Below are 20,650 nucleotides of genomic sequence, written 5' to 3'. Positions count from 1 at the left end.
CGCTTCAAGGGCAGGCAAAACCGGCGGCCCTGGCGTCGGGGGGTTGCCGCCAGGACCGCCGGAGTTCACAGGATGCGGACGAACCGGCCGCTCAGGGGGTCAGGCCGCGGTCGCGCAGCCAGGCCGCCGGGTCGATGCCGGTGGCGTCCCCGCCGGGGTGGACCTCCAGGTGGAGGTGGGGTCCGGTGACATTGCCGGTGGCGCCCACGCGGCCGATGACATCGCCGGTGCTGACCTTCTGGCCGGCGCTGACGTTGATCGACGACTGGTGGCAGAACCACAGCTCGGTGCCGTCGTCGAGGGTGATGATCGTGCGGTAGCCGTACGCGCCCGCCCAGCCGGCCTCCGTGACGGTGCCGGAGTGGATCGCGTAGATCGGGGTACCCGTGGAAGCGGCGAAGTCCAGGCCCGTGTGATAGCCGGAGGACCACATGGCGCCGGGCTGCCCGAAGGTGCCGGTGATCGTGTAGGAGGCGACGGGGAGCTTGTAGCTCTTGGCCAGCTTGGCGAGGCGCTCGGCCTCGGCCTTCTTCTTGGCCTCCTCCTCCGCCTTCTTCTTGTCGGCGGCGGCCTTCTTGTCGGCCGCCTCCTTCTTGGCGACGGCCTCGTCGGCGGCCTTCTTGGCGGCGGCTTCCTCGGCGGCCTGCTTGGCCGAGGCGTCGGCGGCGTCCTGCTGGGTCTCGGCCTGGGCCAGGATCCGGGTGCGCAGCGCCTCGCCCGCGTCCGACGTGCCGCTGCCGACCGTGGTGAGCGGGGCCGCGGTGGCGGAGTCGGAGCTGTCGGAGCCGTCGGATATGAGCGCGCCGACGCCGGGCAGCGACCTGGCCTCGGGCAGCGAGTCCTTGACGGCCGAGAGGTCGGGCATGGAGATGTGGACGGCGGGCTTGCCGCCCTGCGCGGTGGCGATGCCGCCCGCGCCGACGGCCGCGATCACGCCGACGCCCAGCACGGTGGAGCTGCGCGCGAGACCTCCGCGCTGCCGGGCCACGCGGTGCTTGCCGCGGACCGGGCGGACGGACTCCTCGGTGGGGTTCCACTCCTCCCAGCTCTCGGGCTGGGGGCCGAACGCGTCGGTCGACGGATCCTTCAGTGAGGAGAACTCGGGGGCAGGCCGGTTCGACGCCACGGGGGCGCTCTCCTTTCCTTCCTTCTCGCCTACCGGGTTAGCTGACGGGTTCGGAGCAGGAAGGTCTCCTACGAGCACCCAAAGATGCCCGATTCACCCCAAGTTGGTGGTTCCCCGGCTCCCTTGCGGGATTAAGCGCGTGCGCGCGGAGCCGTCGCTGGTGACGGCTGGGACGACCGCGCTGCGTTATCGAACGTTAATAGACAGCCGACAGTAATTCCAAGCTGTTCCTACTGATCGTTCACGTCTTTGGCCAGGATTTAACGGGTCAAGACCGGCCGGAACGGGTCGACTTGACCGGCGGTGTGAACCGGCCACCTATCTGACGGTTCGTCAATTGTTATCCGCGGCATCTGCGGAGAGTCACGGCCGCCGCACCGCGAGCAGCGCCATGTCGTCCGTCGCGCCGCCCCCGGTGTGCGCACGCACCTCCGCGGCCAGGGACAGGAGCAGTTCCTCGGGCCCGGGGAAGATCCGCCCGGCCAGCCGGGCCGCCGGGTCGTAGAAGACGCCCGCCGCGTCGCGCGCCTCGGAGAGCCCGTCGGTGTAGAGCAGCAGCGTGGCCCCGGCCGGGAACTCGGCCTCGGCGACCCGGTCCGGCCAGGAGCCGAGTTCGCCCATGCCGAGCGGCAGCGCCCCCACGCCGTCGACGACGGGGATCATCCGGACGGTGCCGTCGCCGAGCAGCAGGATCGGCTCGGGGTGGCCGCGGTTGACGATGCGGACGCGGTGCTCGCCGTGCGGGATCTCGGCGAGCACGGCGGTGGTGAAGCCCTCGAAGTCGTCGATGCCGTCGCGCCGGGTGCCCTCGCGGGCCAGCGCCCGCTCCAGGCGCAGCGCGACCGCCTCCAGGCTGCCCTCCTGCTCGGCGGCCTCCCGGAACGCGCCGATGACCACGGCGACGGCGGAGACCGCGCCCATGCCCTTGCCCCGCACGTCCCCGACGACGATGCGCACGCCGTGCGGGGTGTCCTGGACGGCGTACAGGTCACCGCCGATGAAGGCACCGGCCTGCGCGGCCTCGTAGCGCGCGGCGATGGCCAGGCCGGCGATCCGGTCGGCCGGTTCGGGCAGTACGGCGAACTGGGCGGCCTGGGCGATCTGCCGGGCGGAGTCCAGCTGTTCGTTGCTGCGCCGCACGATCTGGTTGATGAAGCAGGCGAGCACGCAGACGGTGGCCACGGTGGCCATCTCGGTGACGATGTCGGTGCCGACCCGGTGCGTGTACCGGAAATGCACGACCAGGATGGCGACGACCGATCCGACCCCGGCCAGGATCGTGCTGCGCAGCGGGAAGAACGGGGCGGCGACCAGCGGAGCCGCGCTGAACAGCGGGGCCCCAGAGAAGCCGGAGGGGGTGACGTACTCGTAGAAGGCGCCCCCCAGGATCAGCAGAACCGGCAGCACGCGCAGGAACCACTGGGTGCCGCTGCTGTCCGCGACCGATCTGTGCCGTCCTCCGCGCTTCCCCACCGCTCGTCTCCTGACACGTCCGCGCCCGGTTTCCGGCGTCTCGTCAAGGGTTCCCGGGGAGCGTGACGGCGGCGACCTGGTGTGGTCCGTACGGGTGGCGGGCGCGCGCAACGACAGAGGCCGGAATCTCGATGAGATTCCGGCCTCGGCCTTCAGTAGCGGGGACAGGATTTGAACCTGCGACCTCTGGGTTATGAGCCCAGCGAGCTACCGAGCTGCTCCACCCCGCGTCGGTGAACCCGACTCTACGTCATCGGAGTGGGAGAACGCGAATCCGTCAGGCGGCGGTGGCGTGGGTCAGGGTCTCCCAGGCCACGAAGAGGTCGTCGGTGCCCTCGGGCCGCTCCTTGCGGGTCAGCTTCTCGGTCTGCGGGAGGTCCATCTTCAGGCGGCCGCGCAGATGGCTGAGGCCGACCTCGGTGTCCGGCCCCATGTCCCGCTGCACCTTGCCGCCGCAGAGCCAGGACGGGGCGGCGGCGCCGAGCTGGTACTTGGAGTGGAACTCCAGGGCCGCCTTGAGCCGGTCCCTCACCTCGCCGTACAGGTCGACGCCCTGGTGCCAGGCGGTCTCGGCGATGTGCGAGGTGGCGGCCAGCGAGTAGGAGGCGTGCTTGAAGTTGCGGCAGGTCTCCTGGGCGAGGCCGTCCTTGAAGGTGGTCTGCCCGAACCAGTACGTGTGCAGCTTCGCCGGGGTGTCGATGCCGCTGCCCTCGGGCTTGACCGGCAGCGGGCCGTCGGAGGAGAGGTAGAAGTAGGCGGGCACGCGCGCGCGGAAGTGGTGCACGGCCTTGTCGAAGGCGCTGTGGTCGTTGAGGTAGACGGCCATGTTCATGGTGGCGTCGGCCATGACCAGGTCCCAGTTGCCGTTGAAGTCGGCGGACCCCGGCTGCACCACGGGCAGGTACACCTCGCGCAGCATCCGCTGGAACTTCAGCTCCTGCCCGTCCGCCCAGCCGTCGTACGTGTACTGCGTCAGCTCGGCGGCCTTGGCCCAGGAGCTGCCGGCCCAGGCGGTCTGGAGGCCCGCGTTGCCCTCGGTGTGCCGCTTCACCTTGTCCGACCAGGCGTCCATGATCTCCACGGCCTTCTCGGCGTGGGCCTTGTCATGGGTGATGTTCCACAGGAGGGCCTGGGTGTACGCGGCGATGGCGTCCTCGCGCTCCTCGACGCAGCCCTGCCCGGGGCGGGTGTCGGGCGGGCACTCCACGGTCTCGTACGCCTTGGGCCTGTAGTCGAGCGCGGCGTACTTGCTGCGGCTCATCTCCTGGTACGCCGACAGCCACGGCTCTTCTTTACGGGCCACGTGCTCACGGGTGGCCGTCAGCTGGTCCTTGCCGACGAGCACGCCGGGGTGGGTGAAGGCCCCGCCCGCGGCCCGCGGCGGCGCGGCCACGGCCTGCGCGCCGCTGTCCTCCTTCGCGTCCGAGCCGCAGCCGGCGGCCGCGATCATCACCAGGGGGAGCAGGCTCCCCACAAGAAGGCGTCTCGCCGCTGCCATGCCCTACCTCCGGCTCAGATTCGGTCACTGGCAGCCTGACCCCTGCGTCCGTCACCCGCAGTTTCTGTTGAGCCGATGGAGATCATCGGGGGCCGCTACAACCCCCACACCCCCTTGCCCAGGGCGACGACCCCGCCCGCCAGCGCCAGCCCCAGAACGAGCCACCGCATCCCCCGCTCCGGCACCCGCCCGGCAAGCCCCCGCCCCACCAGCGCCCCCACGAACAGGGCCCCGCCGGCCACGCCCCACTCGCGCGCGTCCAGACCCGGCAGGCCCCCCGAGGCGACCGACACGACATTGACCACCACCCCGTAGAACTGCGCGTTCGGCACGAACTCCCGCATGGGCCAGCCCGCGTTCACGGCGTACAGGGAGAACGGCGGCCCGCCCACCCCGGCCGCCGCGTTCATGAACCCGCCCGCGCCTCCGGCGACGACCGCGCCCCCTGGCCCGCCGAACCCCGGCAGCCGCGCACCCCGCGCGACCAGCGCCACGGCCCCGCACACGAGTGCGCCGAACACCGTCATCAGGACCGGTTCGGACAGCCGCGCCGCCGTCCACGTACCGACCGGCACCGTGCACACGGCCGCCGCGACGAACGGCACCATGTCCCGCGGCCGCACCCGCCGCCACCCGCCCACGAGCCCGGCACAACTCACCACTCCCCCGGCGCAGATGGCGAGCAGCACCCCGTCGGCGGGCCCGAGCAGCAGCACCAGGGCGGGCGCGGCGACCAGCGCGAACCCCATCCCGGTCAGCCACTGCACACATCCCGCGACCGCCACGACCAGCGCAAGACCCACCTCACCCGCCATGCCGCGGAGCGTACGTGGCCCCTACACCCGTACGGCACCCCGCCGACGGAACCGAACAGGCCGCCCGGCGCTTAGACCTGACGAGTGGGCACCCTCCGGCCCCCGTATCCGCCCGGACGGCCGCTGCGTTGTAGAGGCATGACCTCAACTCGACGCGCCATGACCGCTGTCCTGCTCGCCGTCGGTGCCACCGCGATCGCGGTGCCCGCGGCGAGCGCCGCTCCGCTTCCGCTTCCGCTGGCCGGGGACGGCGAGGCCATCTCGCCGACCCAGACGCTCGACTCGGTGTCGACGATGGCGATCCCGGAGGAGCAGCGCGCGGCGGTGCCCAGCACCACGGCCCAGCTCGGCGGCCTGAACCGGCTGAACGAGCTGCACCAGCTCACCGACCTCGCGGCGCCGGTGACGGGCCTGGTGCCCTCGGTCGAGTAGGACCCGGGCGGCACGACGACGGCGGCGGATCGCAGTCGATCCGCCGCCGTTGTCGTGCCCGGGGGCCAAAAAAAGGGGGCAGCCGCGTGTCGGCGACCGCCCCCTCAGGTACTTCAGTGGTTCGCGGCACCGTTGCCGGACAGGACCGGGATGTCGTCCAGGATGTGCGACAGCGGCTCGTCGCCCTTGGCCTGGGTGGAGTTCTCGGTGCACTGCTGGTTCTGCGGGGCCGACAGGATCGGGATGTCCTGGACCGCGACCGGCACGACGCCGACGAGCGAGCCGACGTTGGCCTTGGCCGGCAGGCCGATGCAGGGCTTGTTCAGCGAGCCCTGGACGAGGCCGAGCTGCGGGCTCATGTCGCCGTGGGTCGCGGAGTTGCCGTACGCCTGCTCCGCGCCGTTGCCGCTGATGGACGTCGTGCCGCCGTCGTCACCGATGGCCAGCGCCTGGGGGGCGGCCACGGCCGACAGACCGGCGACGGACACCGCGAGCGTCGCGGTTGCCCACAGCTTCTGCTTCATGTGTATTCCCTTCACTGAACGAACTCCGATTGCGGAGCCACACTTGATCAACTGACGAGGGTTCGGACGGTTGCGGAGCGCGACCCGTTCGGCCCAGCGCTTCCCGCGTCACCGGCTCACGCGCAGGCGTACTTGTCGCCGCGCACGACGGGCTGGTCCTGGAGGCGCGGCGGGTCGGGCAGCTCGGTCTTCGAGGCGGGGGACGTCACCTGGCGGTCCTCGCGGAGCGCCGTGAAGAGCCGGTCGGCGCGCTCCTCGTCCCAGCGCAGGGTGGAGCCCACGTTCGGGATCAGGTCGTTGAACCCGGCGATGGGCACCGTCCCGAACTCCATGTTCTTGAGCGGCATCCGGTGCAGCTCGCGGGCCAGGGAGACGAGATCGGCCGCGGTGAAGCCCTGGTCGACCGAGGCCGAGCCGAGCAGCGTCCGGGCCAGCCCCGCCGCCTTCGCCGGGTCGGCGAGGGTCTTCTTCAGCCCGGCGCTCCGCAGGGCGTTGACCAGGAACCGCTGCTGGCGCTGTACGCGTCCCAGGTCGGCGCTGGTGTCCACATGGCGCGAGCGCACGTACTGCAGGGACGGTCCGCCGGCGAGGTGGTGCCGCCCGGGGGCGAGGTTCAGCTTCGTGGCCGAGTCCGAGAGCCGGCGCTCGGTGCACACCGTCACGCCGTTCACCGCGTCGACGCCGTCGATGAACCGGCGGAAGTCGATCTGCAGGAAGTGGTCGATCCGCAGTCCGGTCATGGATTCGACCGTCGCCACGGCGAGCGGCGCGCCGCCTTCCGCGTACGCGGCGTTGATCTTCGCCGGGTGGGCCTCGCGCTGCGTGCCGTCGGGCTCCTCGTACGCGGGGATCTCCGTGTACGAGTCCCGCGGCAGGCTGATCACGCTGAGCCGGTCGTGCTTCTGCGACAGATGGACCAGCATCATCGAGTCACTGCAATTGCAGGCGACGCCACCGGCGTGGAATTTCTCTTTCTCCGCACGGGTGATGGTGTCGCGGCTGTCCGTTCCCATCAGGAGGATATTGGTGCCGCTCCCTCCGGCGGGACGATTCTGCAGTCCGCTGAAGGCGTCCACCCGCGCGGGCAGGGCACCCGCCACCTGTCCGGCCGCCATCCCGGAAAAGGCCAGGAATCCCAGCGCGACAGCGCCGAACGCGATTCTCCTGCGGCCGCCCTGAAGAAACCTTTTCCTCATCGTGACACTCCACTGCGAAGGGGTCGATGCGCGAGGATCGTAGGCACATCTTCTTTTCTTCCTTCGAGCAGCCGCGCACGCCCGGGCGAAAACAACTCGTTCGCCTCACGGGCCGGAAAAGGCGTTGGGCCGCCGAGAATCGGCGGCCCAACGGAAATGCACGGTACGTCAGTTGTTGCCGGCACCGTTGCCGGAAAGAACCGGGATGTCGTCCAGGACGTGCGACAGCGGCTCGTCGCCCTTGGCCTGGGTCGAGTTCTCCGTGCACTGCTGGTTCTGCGGGGCCGACAGGACGGGGATGTCCTGCAGCGACACCGGCACGACACCGACGAGCGAACCGGCGTTGACCTTGGCCGGCAGGCCGATGCAGGGCTTGTTCAGCGAGCCCTGGATGAGCGCCATCTGCGGGCTCATGCTGCCGTACGTGGCGGAGTTGCCGTACGCCTGCTCGGCACCGTTGCCGCTGAGCGACGTGGTGCCACCGTCGTTGCCGATCGCCATCGCGGGCGCAGCCACGGCAGCCGAGACACCGACGACCGAAGCGGCGACCGCTGCGGCAGCCATAGCCTTCTTCATCATGAGAGGTTCCCCTTCATTTGCGTTTTGGGAGCACCGTGAACAACTCCGTATCTCCGGATCGGTTGTCCACGTTCACCCGGACGGGGGCCACCGCCGGAGGCAGAAGAAATGACTATCCGACCCGTCTCCGGAACCGGTAGCCCCGGGCATCCTCCGGGCAAACGAGTGAACCTGGAGAACCATTCACTCGGCTCGGAGTTGTTCCCTTCGCAGCAAACCGGTGCCTGTCAGAAAAGGAACACATCAATGCTCAAGAAGGCTATGGCTGCCGCAGCAGTCGCCGTTTCCGTCGTCGGCGTCTCCGCGGCCGCGGCCGCCCCCGCGCTCGCCATCGGCGACGACGGCGGCACCACCTCGCTCAGCGGCAACGGCGCGAAGCAGGCCTTCGGCAACTCCATGACCGAGGGCGACATGAGCCCGCAGCTCGGCCTGGTCCAGGGGTCGCTGAACAAGCCGTGCGTCGGCCTGCCCGTCAAGGGCAACGTCGGTTCGCTGGTCGGCGTCGTGCCGGTCGCCGTCCAGGACATCCCGGTCCTGTCGGCCCCGCAGAACCAGCAGTGCACGGAGAACTCGACGCAGGCCAAGGGCGACGAGCCGCTGTCGCACATCCTCAGCGACATCCCGGTCCTGTCGGGCAACGGCGTCGCGAACGGCTGATCGGCCGCCGCACCCGGAGCTCGGGCCGCCCGCTTCCTCGGAGCGCGGACGGCCCGAGCTTTTTTGTGCCCGAATGGCCGCAACCTTTCATCAATTAAGCGGGCACACAGTTTCCTCGCAGGCGGTTGTCTCGTTTTCCTTCCCGAGAGGCCGGGCGAGAAAGTGATCCCCTTTCGAACTGGCTCCTCATTCATATTTCTCGGAAATAAGGAGAGACACATGTCCCTGAAGAAGAGCGCCACGATCGTCGCCGGTGTCGTCATGGCCCTCGGCATGGCCGCCCCCGCGTTCGCCGACGCCGGCGCCGAGGGTGCGGCCGTGGGCTCCCCGGGCGTCCTGTCCGGCAACGTCGTGCAGGTCCCGGTCCACGTGCCGGTCAACGTCTGCGGCAACAGCGTCAACGTCATCGCGCTGCTGAACCCGGCGTTCGGCAACAGCTGCGCCAACGTCTGAAATACCCCGGCTCTCAGCCACCGGCCGGCCCTGGACACCCTCGGGATCCAGGGCCGGCCGCACTTTCACGGCACTTCAGCAGGAAGGGAAACGCATTGAGGCAGGCACTGAAGATCGGTGTCATGGCCGCCGCGGCAGCGACGGGCATGCTCTCCATGCCCGGCTCCAGCGCCGCGGCCCTGACCGGTGACGAGACCGACGCGGGCGCGGCCGCCTCCGCGGCCGACATCCACCCGCAGGACGCCCACGGGTACGGCGACTCGGCCCCGTCCGCGACCACCGCGAACTCCCCGGGGCTGTTGTCGGGGAACACGGTGCAGGCCCCCGTGGACATCGGCCTGAACCTCTGCGGGAACACCGCGGACGTGGTCGGCGCGCTCAACCCGACGACGGGCAACTCGTGCGCGGGCTCCGGTGACGCGTCGGCCACTCCCGCACCCCCCGAGGAGCAGCTGCCGCCCGCGCCGCACACTCCGCCGAGCACCCCCGCCGCGCCCGCCGCACCGGCCGGCCCCGGCACCCCCGCGCAGCCCCCGGCCGACCGGTCCGTTCCGCAGGCACCGCAGGTCGCCGTGGAGCATCAGGGGCAGAGCCGGGAGGTCCTGGCGCCGGTGGCGGCGCCCGAGGTGCGGGTGCCGCAGGCGCGCGAGCGGCTCGCCGACACGGGAGCCGACCCGAACCTGCTGGCCGCCGCGGCCGCCAGCGCCGGGCTGCTCGTCGGGGGCGGCATCCTGTACCGCAGGGCGAGCACCACGAGGCGCTGAGGGCCGGAAGTGCCGCGTGCCAGGTCGGGAAGAACTACGCAAAAGCTCTTCCCGACCCACAGAGGAAGCCGCGGACACAGGCTGCCTCCCCACGGCGTGACGCCGACGGCTGGGAGGAAGGCAGCGACGCGGCGGTTCTCATGACGGCGACCAGTGGACCACCGCCGGTTCCCCTGTGCAGAACCGGTTCACCCTTTCGCACACAACGTCACCCCAACGAGCCACCGGCCCCGCTCAGCCGCGGTCGGCCACCCCCGCCGCGACCGTCTCCTGCGCGTGCCTCCTGCCGCCGGGAACCGCCGCACCGCCCCGCACCGGCTGCCGTCCGAGGTGCCGCTCGACCCCGTCGACCAGCGCCGGCGCCGTGTAGGTCGCCCCGTGGACGAACCGCATCGCGGGACCGAAGTCGGCCGCCGTGACCAGACCGGCGAGGAAGAGCCCGGGGTAGGCGGACGCGAAGCCCCGGCCCACCCGCGGCGGGCCCTCGGGATCCGGCGCGAGCAGGTTCCGCAGCCGTGGGGCGAGCACCGTCATCCGGGCGCAGCTCGCCTCGAAGCCGGTGGCCGCGATGACGTGATCGGTCGTGAACTCCTCCCCGTCCGCCCCCGGCCCCGCCGTGCGCACCCGCAGCCGCCCCGCCGCGAGCCGGGTCTCCACGATCGTCCGCCCGAGCCGGATGTCGAGGTCCGCCGCCGCCACCCGGTCCCTGATCCACCAGGCCCCCGCGGGGCCGAGCGCCGTCTGCGAGATGCCGGCCCGGGTCCGCTCCGGCAGTCGGCGGAAGGCGCCCGGCCGCTGCGCGTAGAACCAGTTGCGCCAGCCGCAGCCGAGGCCGCTGTGCGGGGCGCGCAGGGACTTCCACCAGGGGCGCTCCCAGGGCGGCGGGACGTCGTTCCAGGCCAGTCGCGGGGCGCGGGCGACGAGCCGTACGCGGGTCGACTGCTCGGCGAGCAGCGCCGCGGTCTCCAGGGCCGCCTGGCCGCCGCCGACCACGGTGACGTCGGCCCCGGCGAACCGGTCCAGGTCGCTGTGGCGGCTGCTGTGCGTGACGTGATCCTCCGTCAGTCCGCGCAGGGCTTCCGGGAGATTCATGTACGGCAGCACCCCGGTGGCCAGGGCGACCGCCCGGGCGCGCAGGAGCTGTCCGTCCTCGGTCTCCAGGGTGAAGCCCTCGGGGGCCGCGTCGATGCGCGTGATCATCCGCTCGTCCAGGTGCGTCACCGCCTGCCGCGCGAACCACAGCCCGTACTCCGCGAAGGTCTCCACGGGGATGGGGTGCCCGTGCCGCGCGGTCGTGCCGATGCCCGCGCAGTACTGGTCCAGGGGGAAGGCCGCGCCGGGCGCGGAGAGGTTGGAGGCCCAGGGCTCCGACTTGAGGAACATGCCGCGCGGCATGGCGTGCCGCCACGACTCCATCGGCTTTCCGAAGACCGCGGTGCGCAGTCCCCTGGCCCCGGCGTGCGCGGCGATGGACAAGCCGTACGGGCCCGCCCCCACGATCAGCAGGTCGTACATCAGCAGCTCGCCTTTCGTTCGTCCGGAGTGGTGCGGGTGGTGACAGGTGGTTCGGTGCGGTGGCCGGGGGCGGCGCCGGGCGGTGGCCCGGACCTGCGCAGCAGGCGGCGCGCCGCGTGCCGGGACCACTCGGCGGCCATGTGCCGTGCGGGGGCCGGGTCGTCCGGGGCGTGCCAGGCCGGTTCACGCAGCGGGGAGGTGCGCCGGCCGGGCAGGGCGGCGGAGACCAGGGCCCCGAGCGCGGAGAGCGGGGCGTAGTTCTCGACGACGAAGGTGCGGCCCGGCAGGGCGCGTCCCGCGGGCAGCCGCTGGTGCGTCAGGTCGAGGTACTGGGCCCGTACGACGTCCAGGCCGCCCGCGTCCGCGAACAGCCGGAACTGCGCTCCCGGACGGGGGTTGAAGTCCAGCAGGCAGTACCGGCCCGTCTCCGGGTCGACGCGGAAGTCGATGTCGAAGATGCCCCGGTAGGCCAACTCCCCGACCAGGCGCTCGACCACGGCCTGGAGTTCGGGGACCGGGGTCCAGCGGCCCACGGCGGTCAGGCCCGCGCCGCGCGGCCATGACCGGTGCTTGGTCCCCGCTCCGCCGCCGTGCAGCCGGCCGCTCCCGTCGGCGTACCCGTGGCAGAACCAGTCGCCGCCGCCGGGTGCCAGGTGCTTCTGGAGCAGCAGGGCGCTGCCGGTTCCCACGCCCCTGCGGTACAGGCTCCTGGCCTCCTGCGGGGTGCTGATCAGGCAGGTGCTGCGCAGGCCCGCGTCCGGGGGCAGCAGCCACGGGCGGCTCCACTTGGCCACGACCGGGGCACCGAGGTCGCCGACCGCCGCGGCCGCCTCCCGCTCGTCGCGCGGCTCGACCGTGGCCGGGTGGGCGATGCCGGCGGCGCGGCAGAGCTCGGGCAGCAGCGCCTTGTCCGCGACGCGCTCGGCCAGGTGCCCCGGCTGGTCCGGCAGGAGGAAGGTCCCGGACAGCGCCTCGCCCAGTCGGCTCACCGCGACGGCACCGGCGTCGTCCATCGGGATCAGCACGGCCGGACGGGCGATCCGGGCCGCGATCCTGCGCAGTACCGCGGCGATCTCGTCGAGCGGGGCCCCCGGTGGCGGCGGCGGATGCATCTGGCGGACGAAGCGCGAGCGGGCGACCGGGCTGCGGTCCGCCTCGGCCGCCACATGGACCTCCACCCCGCAGCGGCCCAGGGACCGCACCGCCCCCAGGGTGCCGTGGTGGAAGGGGTTGGGATCGATCCTCAGCAGCAGCACCGGCACACAGGGGTCGAGCACGTGTCGATTCCTTCCAGGAGTTCCAGGAACTAGCCCGCGAGGGTGACGAGGATCGGCCATCGGCCGGTCCCCGATTGGCGCATTGGGCATATATATGACTGATTGTCAGAAATGGAGCGTCGCGCACGAGGAGCAAGGCATGGCCGCAGAACGCCGTTGGACGAAGAACAGACGACTGCCGCTGATCACCGCCGGAGTGCTGGTCTCGCTGGTGGTCGCCTCGGGATCCGTGACCACGGAGCCCGCGGACGCCAGTCCGCGCCCCGATCCGACCCCGACCACCGGATCAGGTCCCGTCCCGTGGTGGCCGGACGGCGCCGCCGACCCGAGCCCCGCGGCCGCGGACCCGGTCGCGGCGAGCGATCCGCCCGCGCCGGAACCGAGCGTGTCAGGCAGCCAGGACCCGGTGCCGTCCGCCACGCCGTCCGGCACCCCGTCCGGCACACCGACAGAGTCCCCGTCCCCGTCCGGGTCGCCGACCCAGGAGCCCGGCGCGAACGCGCCCAAGTACCCCGCGTTCGGCGCCTACCTGGACTACGGGCCCCGGGGCGTGACCCGGATGGCACAGCTCTCGCAGTGGCTCGGCGGAGCCGATCTGCGGGTCGGTCACACCTATCTGCCCGGAGACAGGTGGAGCAACATCGAGGGCGCCGACTCGTTCCTCGACAGCTGGGCCGAGTGGCGCAAGGAGCGCGACGACCGGCTCTTCGTCCTCAACGTGCCGATGCTGGAGCGCAACGAGGAGGGCGTCCCCGACGCCGAGGTGCGCAAGCTGCTCCAGCAGGGCGCGCAGGGCGACTTCGACCGGCACTACCGCGCCCTGGCCGAGAACCTGGTCGACCTGGACGTGCCGGACACCGTGGTGGTGCTCGGCTGGGAGATGAACGGCACCACGTACACCCACCGGTGCGGTCCCGACCCCGAGTCCTGGAAGAAGTACTGGAAACGGATCGTCACGGTGATGCGGTCGGTGCCGGGACAGAAGTTCCGCTTCGACTTCACCCCGAGCCGGGGCCGGGACGCCGTGCCGTGGACCGACTGCTACCCCGGTGACGACGTCGTCGACATCGTCGGCATGGACTCGTACGACCAGCCGGAGAACAAGTCCTTCGACGAGCAGGTCTCCGAGCCGTACGGGCTCCAGGCCCAGGTCGACTTCGCGGCGGAGCACAAGAAGCCGATCTCGTACCCGGAGTGGGGGCTGTTCCGCAACGGCGACAACGCCGAGTACATGAAGCGGATGCTCGACTGGATGGACGAGCACAAGCCGCTCTACAACACCCTGACGGACTACTGCCCGCACGGGGTGTGGCAGTGCGACAAGAACCCGAAGGCGTCGGAGGTCTACCGGACGGCGCTGACCGGCCGCGACAGGCCGACCGACCAGCCGACCGAACCCACGGTCCCGACCGAGCCCACCGGCCCGACCGAGCCGACCGCGCCTCCGGAGTGTTCGCCGGTGAACCTCGGCGACTGGATCGAGCACTGGCTCGGCGGCAAGCTGTGCCTGCGGTTCGACTGGTGGAAGCCCCGGTCCTGAACCGCCCGGCCCGGTGAGCGCGGTGGCGGCCGGTCCTCTACGTCGAGGGCCGTTCGTCACCGCGCTCCTTCCATGCCCGCCGCGCGGCTCTGGCCAGCGACCGGGCGCGTACGTCGGCGAGCAGCGCCGCCAGTTGCGGGGCGGAAGCGGCGCGGGCGAGCAGCAGCCGCTGGTTGACCAGCCGCTCGGGCCGCCAGTGCAGCTTGTAGGGCTCGGTGCCGCGCAGCAGGCTCAGCACTCCGGCCCGGGAGCCGTCCTGGAGGTGCTGGGCGCAGCTGCGCAGCAGCATCGTGGCGACGTCGATCTTGCGTTCCCGCAGCTCGGGGTGGGCGCCGTAGAGATAGCCGCCCGCGAGCCGCGGCGAGACGAAGGTCAGGTCGGCGGCGACGACGGTGCCGTCCAGGGTGAACTCCGTGACGACGGCGTCCCCGGTCTCGGCCATGAGCGTCGCGGACCGGCTCAGATGTTCGGCGAACCGGGGCTTGACGTGCTCCGTCGTCACCTTCCGCTCCTGCCACTGCAGTTGGTGCAGCTCCAGCAGGCGGCGCACCGACGCGCCGACCTCGGCCGGGGGCACCACCCGGCGCTCGATCCCGGTCGCGTCCAGCTTGCGCATCTTGGCGCGGGCCCGCTGCGCGCGCGGCCGGGGCAGCCGCTGCACCAGGTCGTCCATGGGCAGTGCGGGCAGTTCCAGGCACGCCGAGTCGTCGAGCCGGCGCCGCGGCCCGCGCCACCGGTCGTGCAGGGCCTCGACCGTGGAGCCGGGCCGCACCTCGCGGAAGTCGATGACGGCGGTGCGCGCGAGCCGCCACAGTCCGGCGCCGAGCGCGTCGAGCACGGCGTCGGCCCCGCCGGGCGGGTCCGCGTCGACCAGGACGTCGCTGAAGTCGGAGATGTCGGTGCCGAGCGGGGTCAGCGTCGGGAACGGGCGCAGCCGCTTCATGAGGGGCGCGGCCGCCACGAGCCGCCCGTCCTGCCGTACGAGGACCACGCGCAGCCGGCCCGCGCTGCCGTAGGACAGCCACCACGAGTGGAGCCAGGCGTGGGCCTGGAACGGGGTCGCGGTCGCGCAGGACCGGTGCAGCCGGTTCCACTCCTCGCGCAGCGCCCCGAACCCGGCCGCGTCCGCGCACACCGAGACGACGGGCGCCGCCGCGCCGCTCGGCATCAGGCGCCCCGCACCGAGGCGGCGGCCGCGGGCTCGGGCTCGCGCTCCGGCTCGGCGGGGGCCGGCACCGTGGCCGTCGCGGCCGCCTGGCCCGCGGTCCGGCGCGGCCTGGCCAGCAGCGCGAGCCCGCCGAGCAGTCCGCCCGCGCTGGCGCCGACCAGGGTGGTCAGCGCGGCGGACGGCGACGACGGGTCGGTCGGCTTCACGGCCCGGGTGAAGCGCAGCAGCTCCACGTGGGTGTCGTCCTTGGTGTGGCTGGCGTTGGCGGTGAGCGCGCGGGCGACCGCGTTGGCCATCTCCATCGCCTGCGCGGGCTTGGCCGAGGACGCCGAGATCGCGACCATCGGCGCGTCCGGCGAGGTCTCCGCCCGCACGTTCGCCTGGAGCGTGCTGATCGGCACGCCCGCCGCGACCTGGGCGTCGCTGAGCACCGCGACCTGGGTGGCGACCCGGCTGTACGCCTGGGCGAAGCCGAGCGCGGACATCGAGTCGGACTCGCCGGTCGGTACGGCGATGACATAGCTGGTCGCCGTGTACTGCGGGGTGCTGACCGCGCCGTACACCCCGCCGGCCAGCGCGCCGATCACGAGGCCCACGGGCAGCGGCCACCAGCGGGGCAGCTTCCGGCCCTTGGCGGCGGCGCGGGCGAGCGGGGCGCGCGCGGCGCTCCTGTCCTGGGCGGCTTCGGTCATCACGTACTCACTCCTGAGGTCGGGGCGCCCGCGGCCGTCACGTACACGTCGTGGTGCAGTGCGGCGCTACGGGCGATGCTGTAGTGGAGAGCGGCCCGCGAGGGCTGCCTGGCGCCGTGCGGCTCCTCGCGGACTCTTCGGATCTCACGGACGAACGAGGCGGTGTCACCCGGGACACGGACGGCGCGGGCCTCGGTGCCCGGCGGCAGGTCGTCGAGTGCGGGGCAGGTCGCGTAGAGCACCGGCAGCCCGCTGGCCTGCGCCTCCACCACGGCCAGGCCGAACGCCTCGTCGTAGGAGGGCGAGGCGAGCAGGTCCGCCGCGGACAGCAGCGCGGGCAGGTCGAGCGTGCCGTCGGCGCGGTCCGCGGTGTGCGGGCGTTCCCCGGCGAGGACGACGCGGCCGCAGACCCCGGCGCGGCGTGCGGCCTCCCGCAGGGCCTCCTCCTGCGGGCCGGTGCCGACCAGCAGCAGGTGGACGTCGTCGGGGAGTTCGCGCAGCGCCTCGACGAGGACGCCGAACCGTTTGCCCTCGACGAGGCGTCCGACCCCGCCGACGACGAACGCGTCGGACGGCAGGCCCAGGGCCTCGCGGGCCCCGGCGCGCGCGGCGGGGTCGTAGGCGAACCGGTCCACGTCCACACCGTTGGGGACGACCGCCACCCGGTCCCGGGCCACGCCCCACGCGCCGAGCCGGTCGGCCACCGCGGGGGACACGGCGATGGTCGTGCGGCCGAGCCGTTCGCCCGTCCGGTACAGGGCGCGCACCGACCGGGTCAGCGGGCGGCCCTCGATCTGATGGTCGCCGAGCGAGTGCTCGGTGGCGACGACCGCCCGGACCCCGGCGAGCCGGGCCGCGATCCGGCCGTACAGACAGGCCCGGTAGAGGTGGGTGTGGACGAGGTCGTAGCGGCCCTCGCGGATCAGCCGCACCAGGCGGGGCAGGGCCCGGCCGTCGCGGTTGCCGGCCATGCCGAGGTGGGTGACGCGCACACCGTCGCGGCGCAGCGCGTCGGCGACCTGGCCCGGGTTGGTCAGCGTCACGACGTCGTGGGTGCCCGGCACATGGCGCAGCAGCAGCCGCAGCTGCTGTTCGGCGCCGCCCGCGCCCAGGCCGGTGATGACGTGCAGCACCTTCACCGCGCGCACTCCCCGACCTGCCAGGGGCGCCGCAGCACCCGGTGGGCCCGGCGCTTGAGTTCGAGCCGCCACGGGGTGTCCCGCTGCCCCACGTAGACGCGCGGCATGGCGTGCACGCTGGTCAGCGGGCCCGGGGAGATGGCGCAGCCGTAGCGGTAGCCGGCCCGGCGGACCGCCTCCACCGTCGCGGAGTCCACATACCCGTACGGGTAGCAGAAGCCGAGCACCTCGGCGCCGGTGATCTCCTCGATCTGGGCCTTGCTGCGCTGGACCTCGGCCCGGCGCTGGTCCTCGTCGGCGTGGGTGAGGTCGACGTGCATCAGGCCGTGGGAGCCGATCTCCATGCCGGCCGCGGCGGCCTTCCGGATGCCCTGCGGGGTCAGCAGCGGCTTGCGCGGGCCCTCGGTGTCCCAGGCGTTCTCGCCGCCGAGGCGGCCCGCGAGGACGAAGACCGTGGCGGTGCACTCGTAGTGGCGCAGCAGCGGCAGCGCGTTCTCGACGAAGTCGCCGTAGCCGTCGTCGAAGGTGAGGCCGACCAGGCCGCGCCCGGCGCCGCGGGCGCGGGCCCGCAGGAGTTCGGCGACGCTGACGCCGCGCAGCCCGCGCGAGCGCAGCCAGCGCAGCTGCTGCTGGAGCCGGTCGGGGGTGACGGTGACGTTGTACGGGTCGTCGGAGCAGTCGTCCACGGAGTGGTACATCGCCACCCAGGGAGAGCGTCCCGGCAGCAGTTCTCTCGATCTGAGTCCCGGGGTGTCCTTGAGCGCTGTTTCAACGGTCATGACGGAGCTTTCTGGTCGCGAAGCGGACGGCGGGTACGAACGCCTGGACGTTCAGGGCCCACAGGAGGAGGCCGAAGACGGTCCCGACGGCCAGACACCCGACGGCGAGGGATCCCAGCGGCTGCCCGACCCGGGCCGCGCACACCAGCCCCGCGGCCGTGGCGGCCACGGCCGCGAGCAGCGTCTTGCCGAGTTCGAGGAGCACCACGGGCAGCCGGACGGGGACGCTGCGCCGGTCCATCGCCGTCAGCAGCAGCACGGCGGTGAAGGTGATGCCGAGGGCGTTGGCGGCGGCGATCCCCGCGACTCCGTAGGTGCCGACGGTGAGCGTGCCCACACCGGCGGTCAGCGTCATCCCGAGCGCCATCGAGGCCACCGGGTACCAGGTGGGGCGGCCCGCGGAGAAGTAGGAGCGGACGAGCGCGCCGACCAGGCAGTGGCCGAGGAGGCCCAGCGAGTAGACGCGCATGATGGACGCGGTGGCGGCGGTGTCCGCGGCGGTGAACGCGCCGCGCTGGAAGAGCAGTTGGATGATCTGCGGGGCGCAGGCGAACACCACGGCCGCGCCGGACAGCACGATGCAGGCGGCGAGCGCGACATCGCGCTCGACGCGGTCGCGGGCCCGCTCGATGTCGCCGCGTGCCAGTGCCTTCGCCACCACGGGGAAGGTGACCGTGCACAGCATCAGGGACAGCACCATCGGCAACTGCGCGACCTTCTGCGCGTAGTTGAGGTGCGAGATCGCGCCCGACGGCAGGGACGAGGCGAGGAAGCGCTCGATGAACACCTGCGACTGACGGCACAGCGCGAACAGCAGCACGGTGGAGATCAGCATCATGTTCAGCGACTGCTTCTGCGCCGGGCCGCCGTCGCCGCCCGCGCCCTGGGACGCCTGGAGCCCGGGGTCGGTCCGGGCCAGTCGGCGGCGCAGCACCGGCGCCTGCACCAGCACCATCAGGCAGCCGCCCACCGCGACCCCGGCCGCCGCGGCGCGCACGCCCCAGCGGTCGGCGAGCAGCAGCAGGGTGGCGATGATGCCGGTGTTGTACGCGACGTAGATCGCGGCCGGCGCGAGATAGCTGCTGTGGGCGCGCAGCGCGGCGCTGCAGTACCCGGTGAGCCCGAAGGTCAGCACGCAGGTCGCGGTCAGCCGCGTGCAGTCGACGGCGAGCTGCGGATCGGGCAGGCCCGGCGCGAGCAGCTCCACCAGCTGGGGTGCCCCGGCGATCAGGGCGAGCCCCGAGGCGACGAAGGCCAGGGTCAGCCGGGGCAGGGAGGCGGCCACCAGGGCCCGCACCGGGTCCTGCCCGCCTCCCTGGCGGCTGCCGCGCAGGGCGATCGCCGCGCTGAAGGCGGGCACGAGCATGAAGGCCAGGCCGTCCTCGATGAGGAGGGTCGCGGCCACCTCGGGCACGGTCCACGCCACGAGGAAGGCGTCCGTCTCGCTGCCCGCTCCGAAGAGATGGGCCAGCGTCTGGTCGCGGACGAGGCCGAGCAGCGAACCGGCGGCGGAGAGCACGGCCGTCAGGAGCGCGGCCCTGGCCAGGAAGGTGCTGGAGGTGCCGTGGCTGTCACGGCCGGGGTCGGGCGGCGCGGGGGCCGTCTGCTGGGCCGGGACCGCGGGCGGGCGGACGGTCTCGTCGTCGCCCGCGGGGAGGGTCGGTTTCATCGCCGGGTGGCCGCCTCACGGTCGGCGGCGGGCGCCAGCGCCCACCAGGCGGCCAGGCCGAACACGACGGAGGTGAGCACCGTGGAGGGCCCGCCGATGTCCGCGTACACGAAGTCGATCAGCTGCCAGACCAGCAGCCCGCAGGCGATGAGCGCGCAGTCGAGCCCGCCCTTCCCCCGGTGCGCCGTGACCAGCCGTCGCGCCCCGCACACCAGCATCGCGGCCCACGCCCCGACGATGGCGCACAGGCTCAGCAGCCCCTGCTCGCTGAGGACGAGCAGGTACATGTTGTGCGGCGAGAGCAGCGGCTGACGGCGGAAGGACGCGCCGGCGCCGGCCACGTCGCTGCCCGCGGACAGCGCGACGGAGGCGTGGCTGTCGCGGTAGGCGGGGAAGTTCTTGAGCCCCACGCCGGTGGCCGGGTGCTCCTCCCACATGTCGATCGCCGCGGCCCACATCGTGTACCGGTCCGTCACGGACTGGTCCGGGGCCGCGGTGACCTGCGTGATGCTGCTCAGCCGCTCCTGGAGCATCGAGGTGCCCACGCCGAGACCGCCGACGAGGACGACGGCCGCCGCGGCCCCGATCGCCAGCAGGCGGACGGCCCGGCGCAGTCCGGCGCAGACGATCTGCGCCACGCAGACCACGGCCGTCGCGATCCAGGCGCCGCGGCTGAAGGAGAGCGCGAGCGGCACCACGAGCCCGGCCGCGCAGGCCAGCGCGGTGAGCCGCACCCGGGGGCTCGCGCCGCCGAGCGCCAGGGCGACCGCGCACACGAGCCCGTACGCCACGACCGTGGACATGCCCATCACGTCCGTGGCGCCGAAGGTGCCGACGGCCCGGATGTCCTCGCCCGCGTAGCTGGCGCCCGTCCCGGTCAGGTACTGGTAGACGCCGAGCGCGCCCTGCCACAGCCCCAGCGCCACCAGGCCCCATGCGACGAGCCTGAAGTCGTCCCGGTCGCGTACGAGGATCAGCACGGCGGCCGGGACCAGCACCAGGATCTGGTAGTAACGCGCCATCCCCACCAGGGAGTTGGACACCGAGTCGGCGCCGAGCGCGGCGACCGCGACGGCGACGACGGGCAGCCCGAGCACGACGAGCGCGGTCCGGGTCAGCGGACGCTGCCGGTACCGCACGGCGCGGACGGCGCAGAAGATCACGACGAGCCCGGAGACGGCGTCGGCGAGGGTGCCGGTGCCGCCGCTGCCCTCCGTCTCCGCGCCGGCGCCGAGCGGCAGGCCGAGCATCGCGATCAGCAGCAGGACCGGGAGCACAGGACCGTGGCGGCGCAGCGCCGCCCACAGGGGCGTCTCCGCGCGCGGGCCGGTGACGGCAGGGAGGACGGTCACAG

At 72.7% G+C, this 20,650-nt stretch carries 20 protein-coding genes, 1 tRNA gene and 1 riboswitch; of the genes, 5 read left to right on the top strand and 16 right to left on the bottom strand.

Translation table 11 applies throughout. From position 1 onward, the window contains the following. Positions 1–91: 91 nt before the first annotated feature. The 5 genes from K377_RS34775 to K377_RS34755 all read right to left on the bottom strand — a co-directional run bounded on the left by K377_RS34775 (position 92) and on the right by K377_RS34755 (position 4,912). Complete coding sequence (locus tag K377_RS34775) at positions 92–1,126, bottom strand: M23 family metallopeptidase (protein WP_111667604.1); 1,035 nt, start codon at positions 1,124–1,126, stop codon at positions 92–94. Positions 1,127–1,137: 11 nt separating this feature from the next. Then, positions 1,138–1,274: riboswitch (cyclic di-AMP (ydaO/yuaA leader) on the bottom strand. Positions 1,275–1,489: 215 nt separating this feature from the next. Beyond that, complete coding sequence (locus K377_RS34770) at positions 1,490–2,599, bottom strand: PP2C family protein-serine/threonine phosphatase (RefSeq protein WP_111667603.1); 1,110 nt, start codon at positions 2,597–2,599, stop codon at positions 1,490–1,492. Positions 2,600–2,755: 156 nt separating this feature from the next. Further along, a tRNA-Met gene (locus K377_RS34765) sits at positions 2,756–2,829 on the bottom strand. Between the two features lie 47 nt (positions 2,830–2,876). Continuing rightward, a complete protein-coding gene (locus K377_RS34760; protein WP_111667602.1) occupies positions 2,877–4,097 on the bottom strand; it encodes an alginate lyase family protein in 1,221 nt (406 codons plus the stop codon). A gap of 95 nt (positions 4,098–4,192) precedes the next feature. After that, positions 4,193–4,912: a sulfite exporter TauE/SafE family protein gene (locus K377_RS34755; protein ID WP_111667601.1), complete on the bottom strand. Its 720-nt coding sequence runs from the start codon at positions 4,910–4,912 to the stop codon at positions 4,193–4,195. A gap of 159 nt (positions 4,913–5,071) precedes the next feature. On the opposite strand from K377_RS34755, the gene K377_RS34750 reads away from it, so the two are divergent. Beyond that, positions 5,072–5,344: a hypothetical protein gene (locus K377_RS34750; protein WP_309252259.1), complete on the top strand. Its 273-nt coding sequence runs from the start codon at positions 5,072–5,074 to the stop codon at positions 5,342–5,344. Between the two features lie 113 nt (positions 5,345–5,457). Here the strand turns inward: K377_RS34750 and K377_RS34745 are convergent, their stop codons facing one another. From K377_RS34745 to K377_RS34735, 3 genes are all read right to left on the bottom strand, one after another. Beyond that, the gene (locus K377_RS34745; protein WP_111667599.1) at positions 5,458–5,868 is read right to left on the bottom strand and encodes a rodlin; all 411 of its coding nucleotides are present in this window, start codon (positions 5,866–5,868) and stop codon (positions 5,458–5,460) included. Positions 5,869–5,984: 116 nt separating this feature from the next. Further along, complete coding sequence (locus K377_RS34740) at positions 5,985–6,881, bottom strand: LCP family protein (RefSeq protein ID WP_237551728.1); 897 nt, start codon at positions 6,879–6,881, stop codon at positions 5,985–5,987. A 351-nt stretch (positions 6,882–7,232) separates the two neighbouring features. After that, positions 7,233–7,643: a rodlin gene (locus tag K377_RS34735; protein WP_111667597.1), complete on the bottom strand. Its 411-nt coding sequence runs from the start codon at positions 7,641–7,643 to the stop codon at positions 7,233–7,235. Between the two features lie 246 nt (positions 7,644–7,889). Between K377_RS34735 and K377_RS34730 the strand changes: the two genes are divergently transcribed. From K377_RS34730 to K377_RS42765, 3 genes are all read left to right on the top strand, one after another. After that, the gene (locus K377_RS34730; RefSeq protein WP_111667596.1) at positions 7,890–8,300 is read left to right on the top strand and encodes a rodlin; all 411 of its coding nucleotides are present in this window, start codon (positions 7,890–7,892) and stop codon (positions 8,298–8,300) included. 225 nt (positions 8,301–8,525) lie between these two features. After that, complete coding sequence (gene chpD, locus K377_RS34725) at positions 8,526–8,753, top strand: chaplin ChpD (RefSeq protein WP_111667631.1); 228 nt, start codon at positions 8,526–8,528, stop codon at positions 8,751–8,753. 95 nt (positions 8,754–8,848) lie between these two features. After that, a complete protein-coding gene (locus K377_RS42765; protein WP_111667595.1) occupies positions 8,849–9,517 on the top strand; it encodes a chaplin in 669 nt (222 codons plus the stop codon). 234 nt (positions 9,518–9,751) lie between these two features. Here K377_RS42765 and K377_RS34715 read toward each other — a convergent pair whose 3' ends face one another. Together K377_RS34715 and K377_RS34710 are read right to left on the bottom strand one after the other, a co-directional pair. Further along, a complete protein-coding gene (locus K377_RS34715; protein WP_111667594.1) occupies positions 9,752–11,032 on the bottom strand; it encodes an FAD-dependent oxidoreductase in 1,281 nt (426 codons plus the stop codon). Continuing rightward, positions 11,032–12,369 (bottom strand): ATP-grasp domain-containing protein, encoded by a 1,338-nt coding sequence (locus K377_RS34710; protein WP_202455494.1) that lies wholly within the window; start codon positions 12,367–12,369, stop codon positions 11,032–11,034. Before K377_RS34710 ends, K377_RS34715 begins: the two co-directional genes overlap by 1 nt. A gap of 79 nt (positions 12,370–12,448) precedes the next feature. Here K377_RS34710 and K377_RS34705 point away from each other — a divergent pair, with 79 nt between their 5' ends. Next, positions 12,449–13,849 (top strand): glycoside hydrolase family 26 protein, encoded by a 1,401-nt coding sequence (locus K377_RS34705; RefSeq protein ID WP_181512719.1) that lies wholly within the window; start codon positions 12,449–12,451, stop codon positions 13,847–13,849. Positions 13,850–13,886: 37 nt separating this feature from the next. Here the strand turns inward: K377_RS34705 and K377_RS34700 are convergent, their stop codons facing one another. From K377_RS34700 to K377_RS34675, 6 genes are all read right to left on the bottom strand, one after another. Further along, positions 13,887–15,017: a GNAT family N-acetyltransferase gene (locus tag K377_RS34700; protein WP_111667592.1), complete on the bottom strand. Its 1,131-nt coding sequence runs from the start codon at positions 15,015–15,017 to the stop codon at positions 13,887–13,889. Then, the gene (locus K377_RS34695; RefSeq protein ID WP_111667591.1) at positions 15,017–15,709 is read right to left on the bottom strand and encodes a lipopolysaccharide biosynthesis protein; all 693 of its coding nucleotides are present in this window, start codon (positions 15,707–15,709) and stop codon (positions 15,017–15,019) included. The genes K377_RS34700 and K377_RS34695 overlap by 1 nt, the downstream gene beginning before the upstream one ends. After that, on the bottom strand, positions 15,709–16,848 hold the full coding sequence (locus K377_RS34690; protein WP_111667629.1) for a glycosyltransferase: 1,140 nt from the start codon (positions 16,846–16,848) through the stop codon (positions 15,709–15,711). Before K377_RS34690 ends, K377_RS34695 begins: the two co-directional genes overlap by 1 nt. Beyond that, positions 16,845–17,546, bottom strand: a complete 702-nt coding sequence (locus K377_RS34685; RefSeq protein ID WP_111667590.1) for a polysaccharide deacetylase family protein — start codon at positions 17,544–17,546, stop codon at positions 16,845–16,847. The genes K377_RS34690 and K377_RS34685 overlap by 4 nt, the downstream gene beginning before the upstream one ends. 70 nt (positions 17,547–17,616) lie before the next feature. Continuing rightward, a complete protein-coding gene (murJ, locus tag K377_RS34680) occupies positions 17,617–19,296 on the bottom strand; it encodes a murein biosynthesis integral membrane protein MurJ (RefSeq protein ID WP_111667589.1) in 1,680 nt (559 codons plus the stop codon). After that, positions 19,293–20,648, bottom strand: coding sequence for an O-antigen ligase (locus tag K377_RS34675; RefSeq protein ID WP_375605986.1), 1,356 nt, complete (start codon positions 20,646–20,648; stop codon positions 19,293–19,295). Before K377_RS34675 ends, murJ begins: the two co-directional genes overlap by 4 nt. Between the last annotated feature and the right edge of the window lie 2 nt (positions 20,649–20,650).

Origin of the sequence: Streptomyces sp. PsTaAH-137, assembly GCF_003259365.1 — a bacterium.
Taxonomy (GTDB): Bacteria; Actinomycetota; Actinomycetes; order Streptomycetales; family Streptomycetaceae; genus Streptomyces.
Note: the sequence above shows the minus strand (reverse complement) of the source record. Positions and strands in the feature narration are given on the sequence as shown.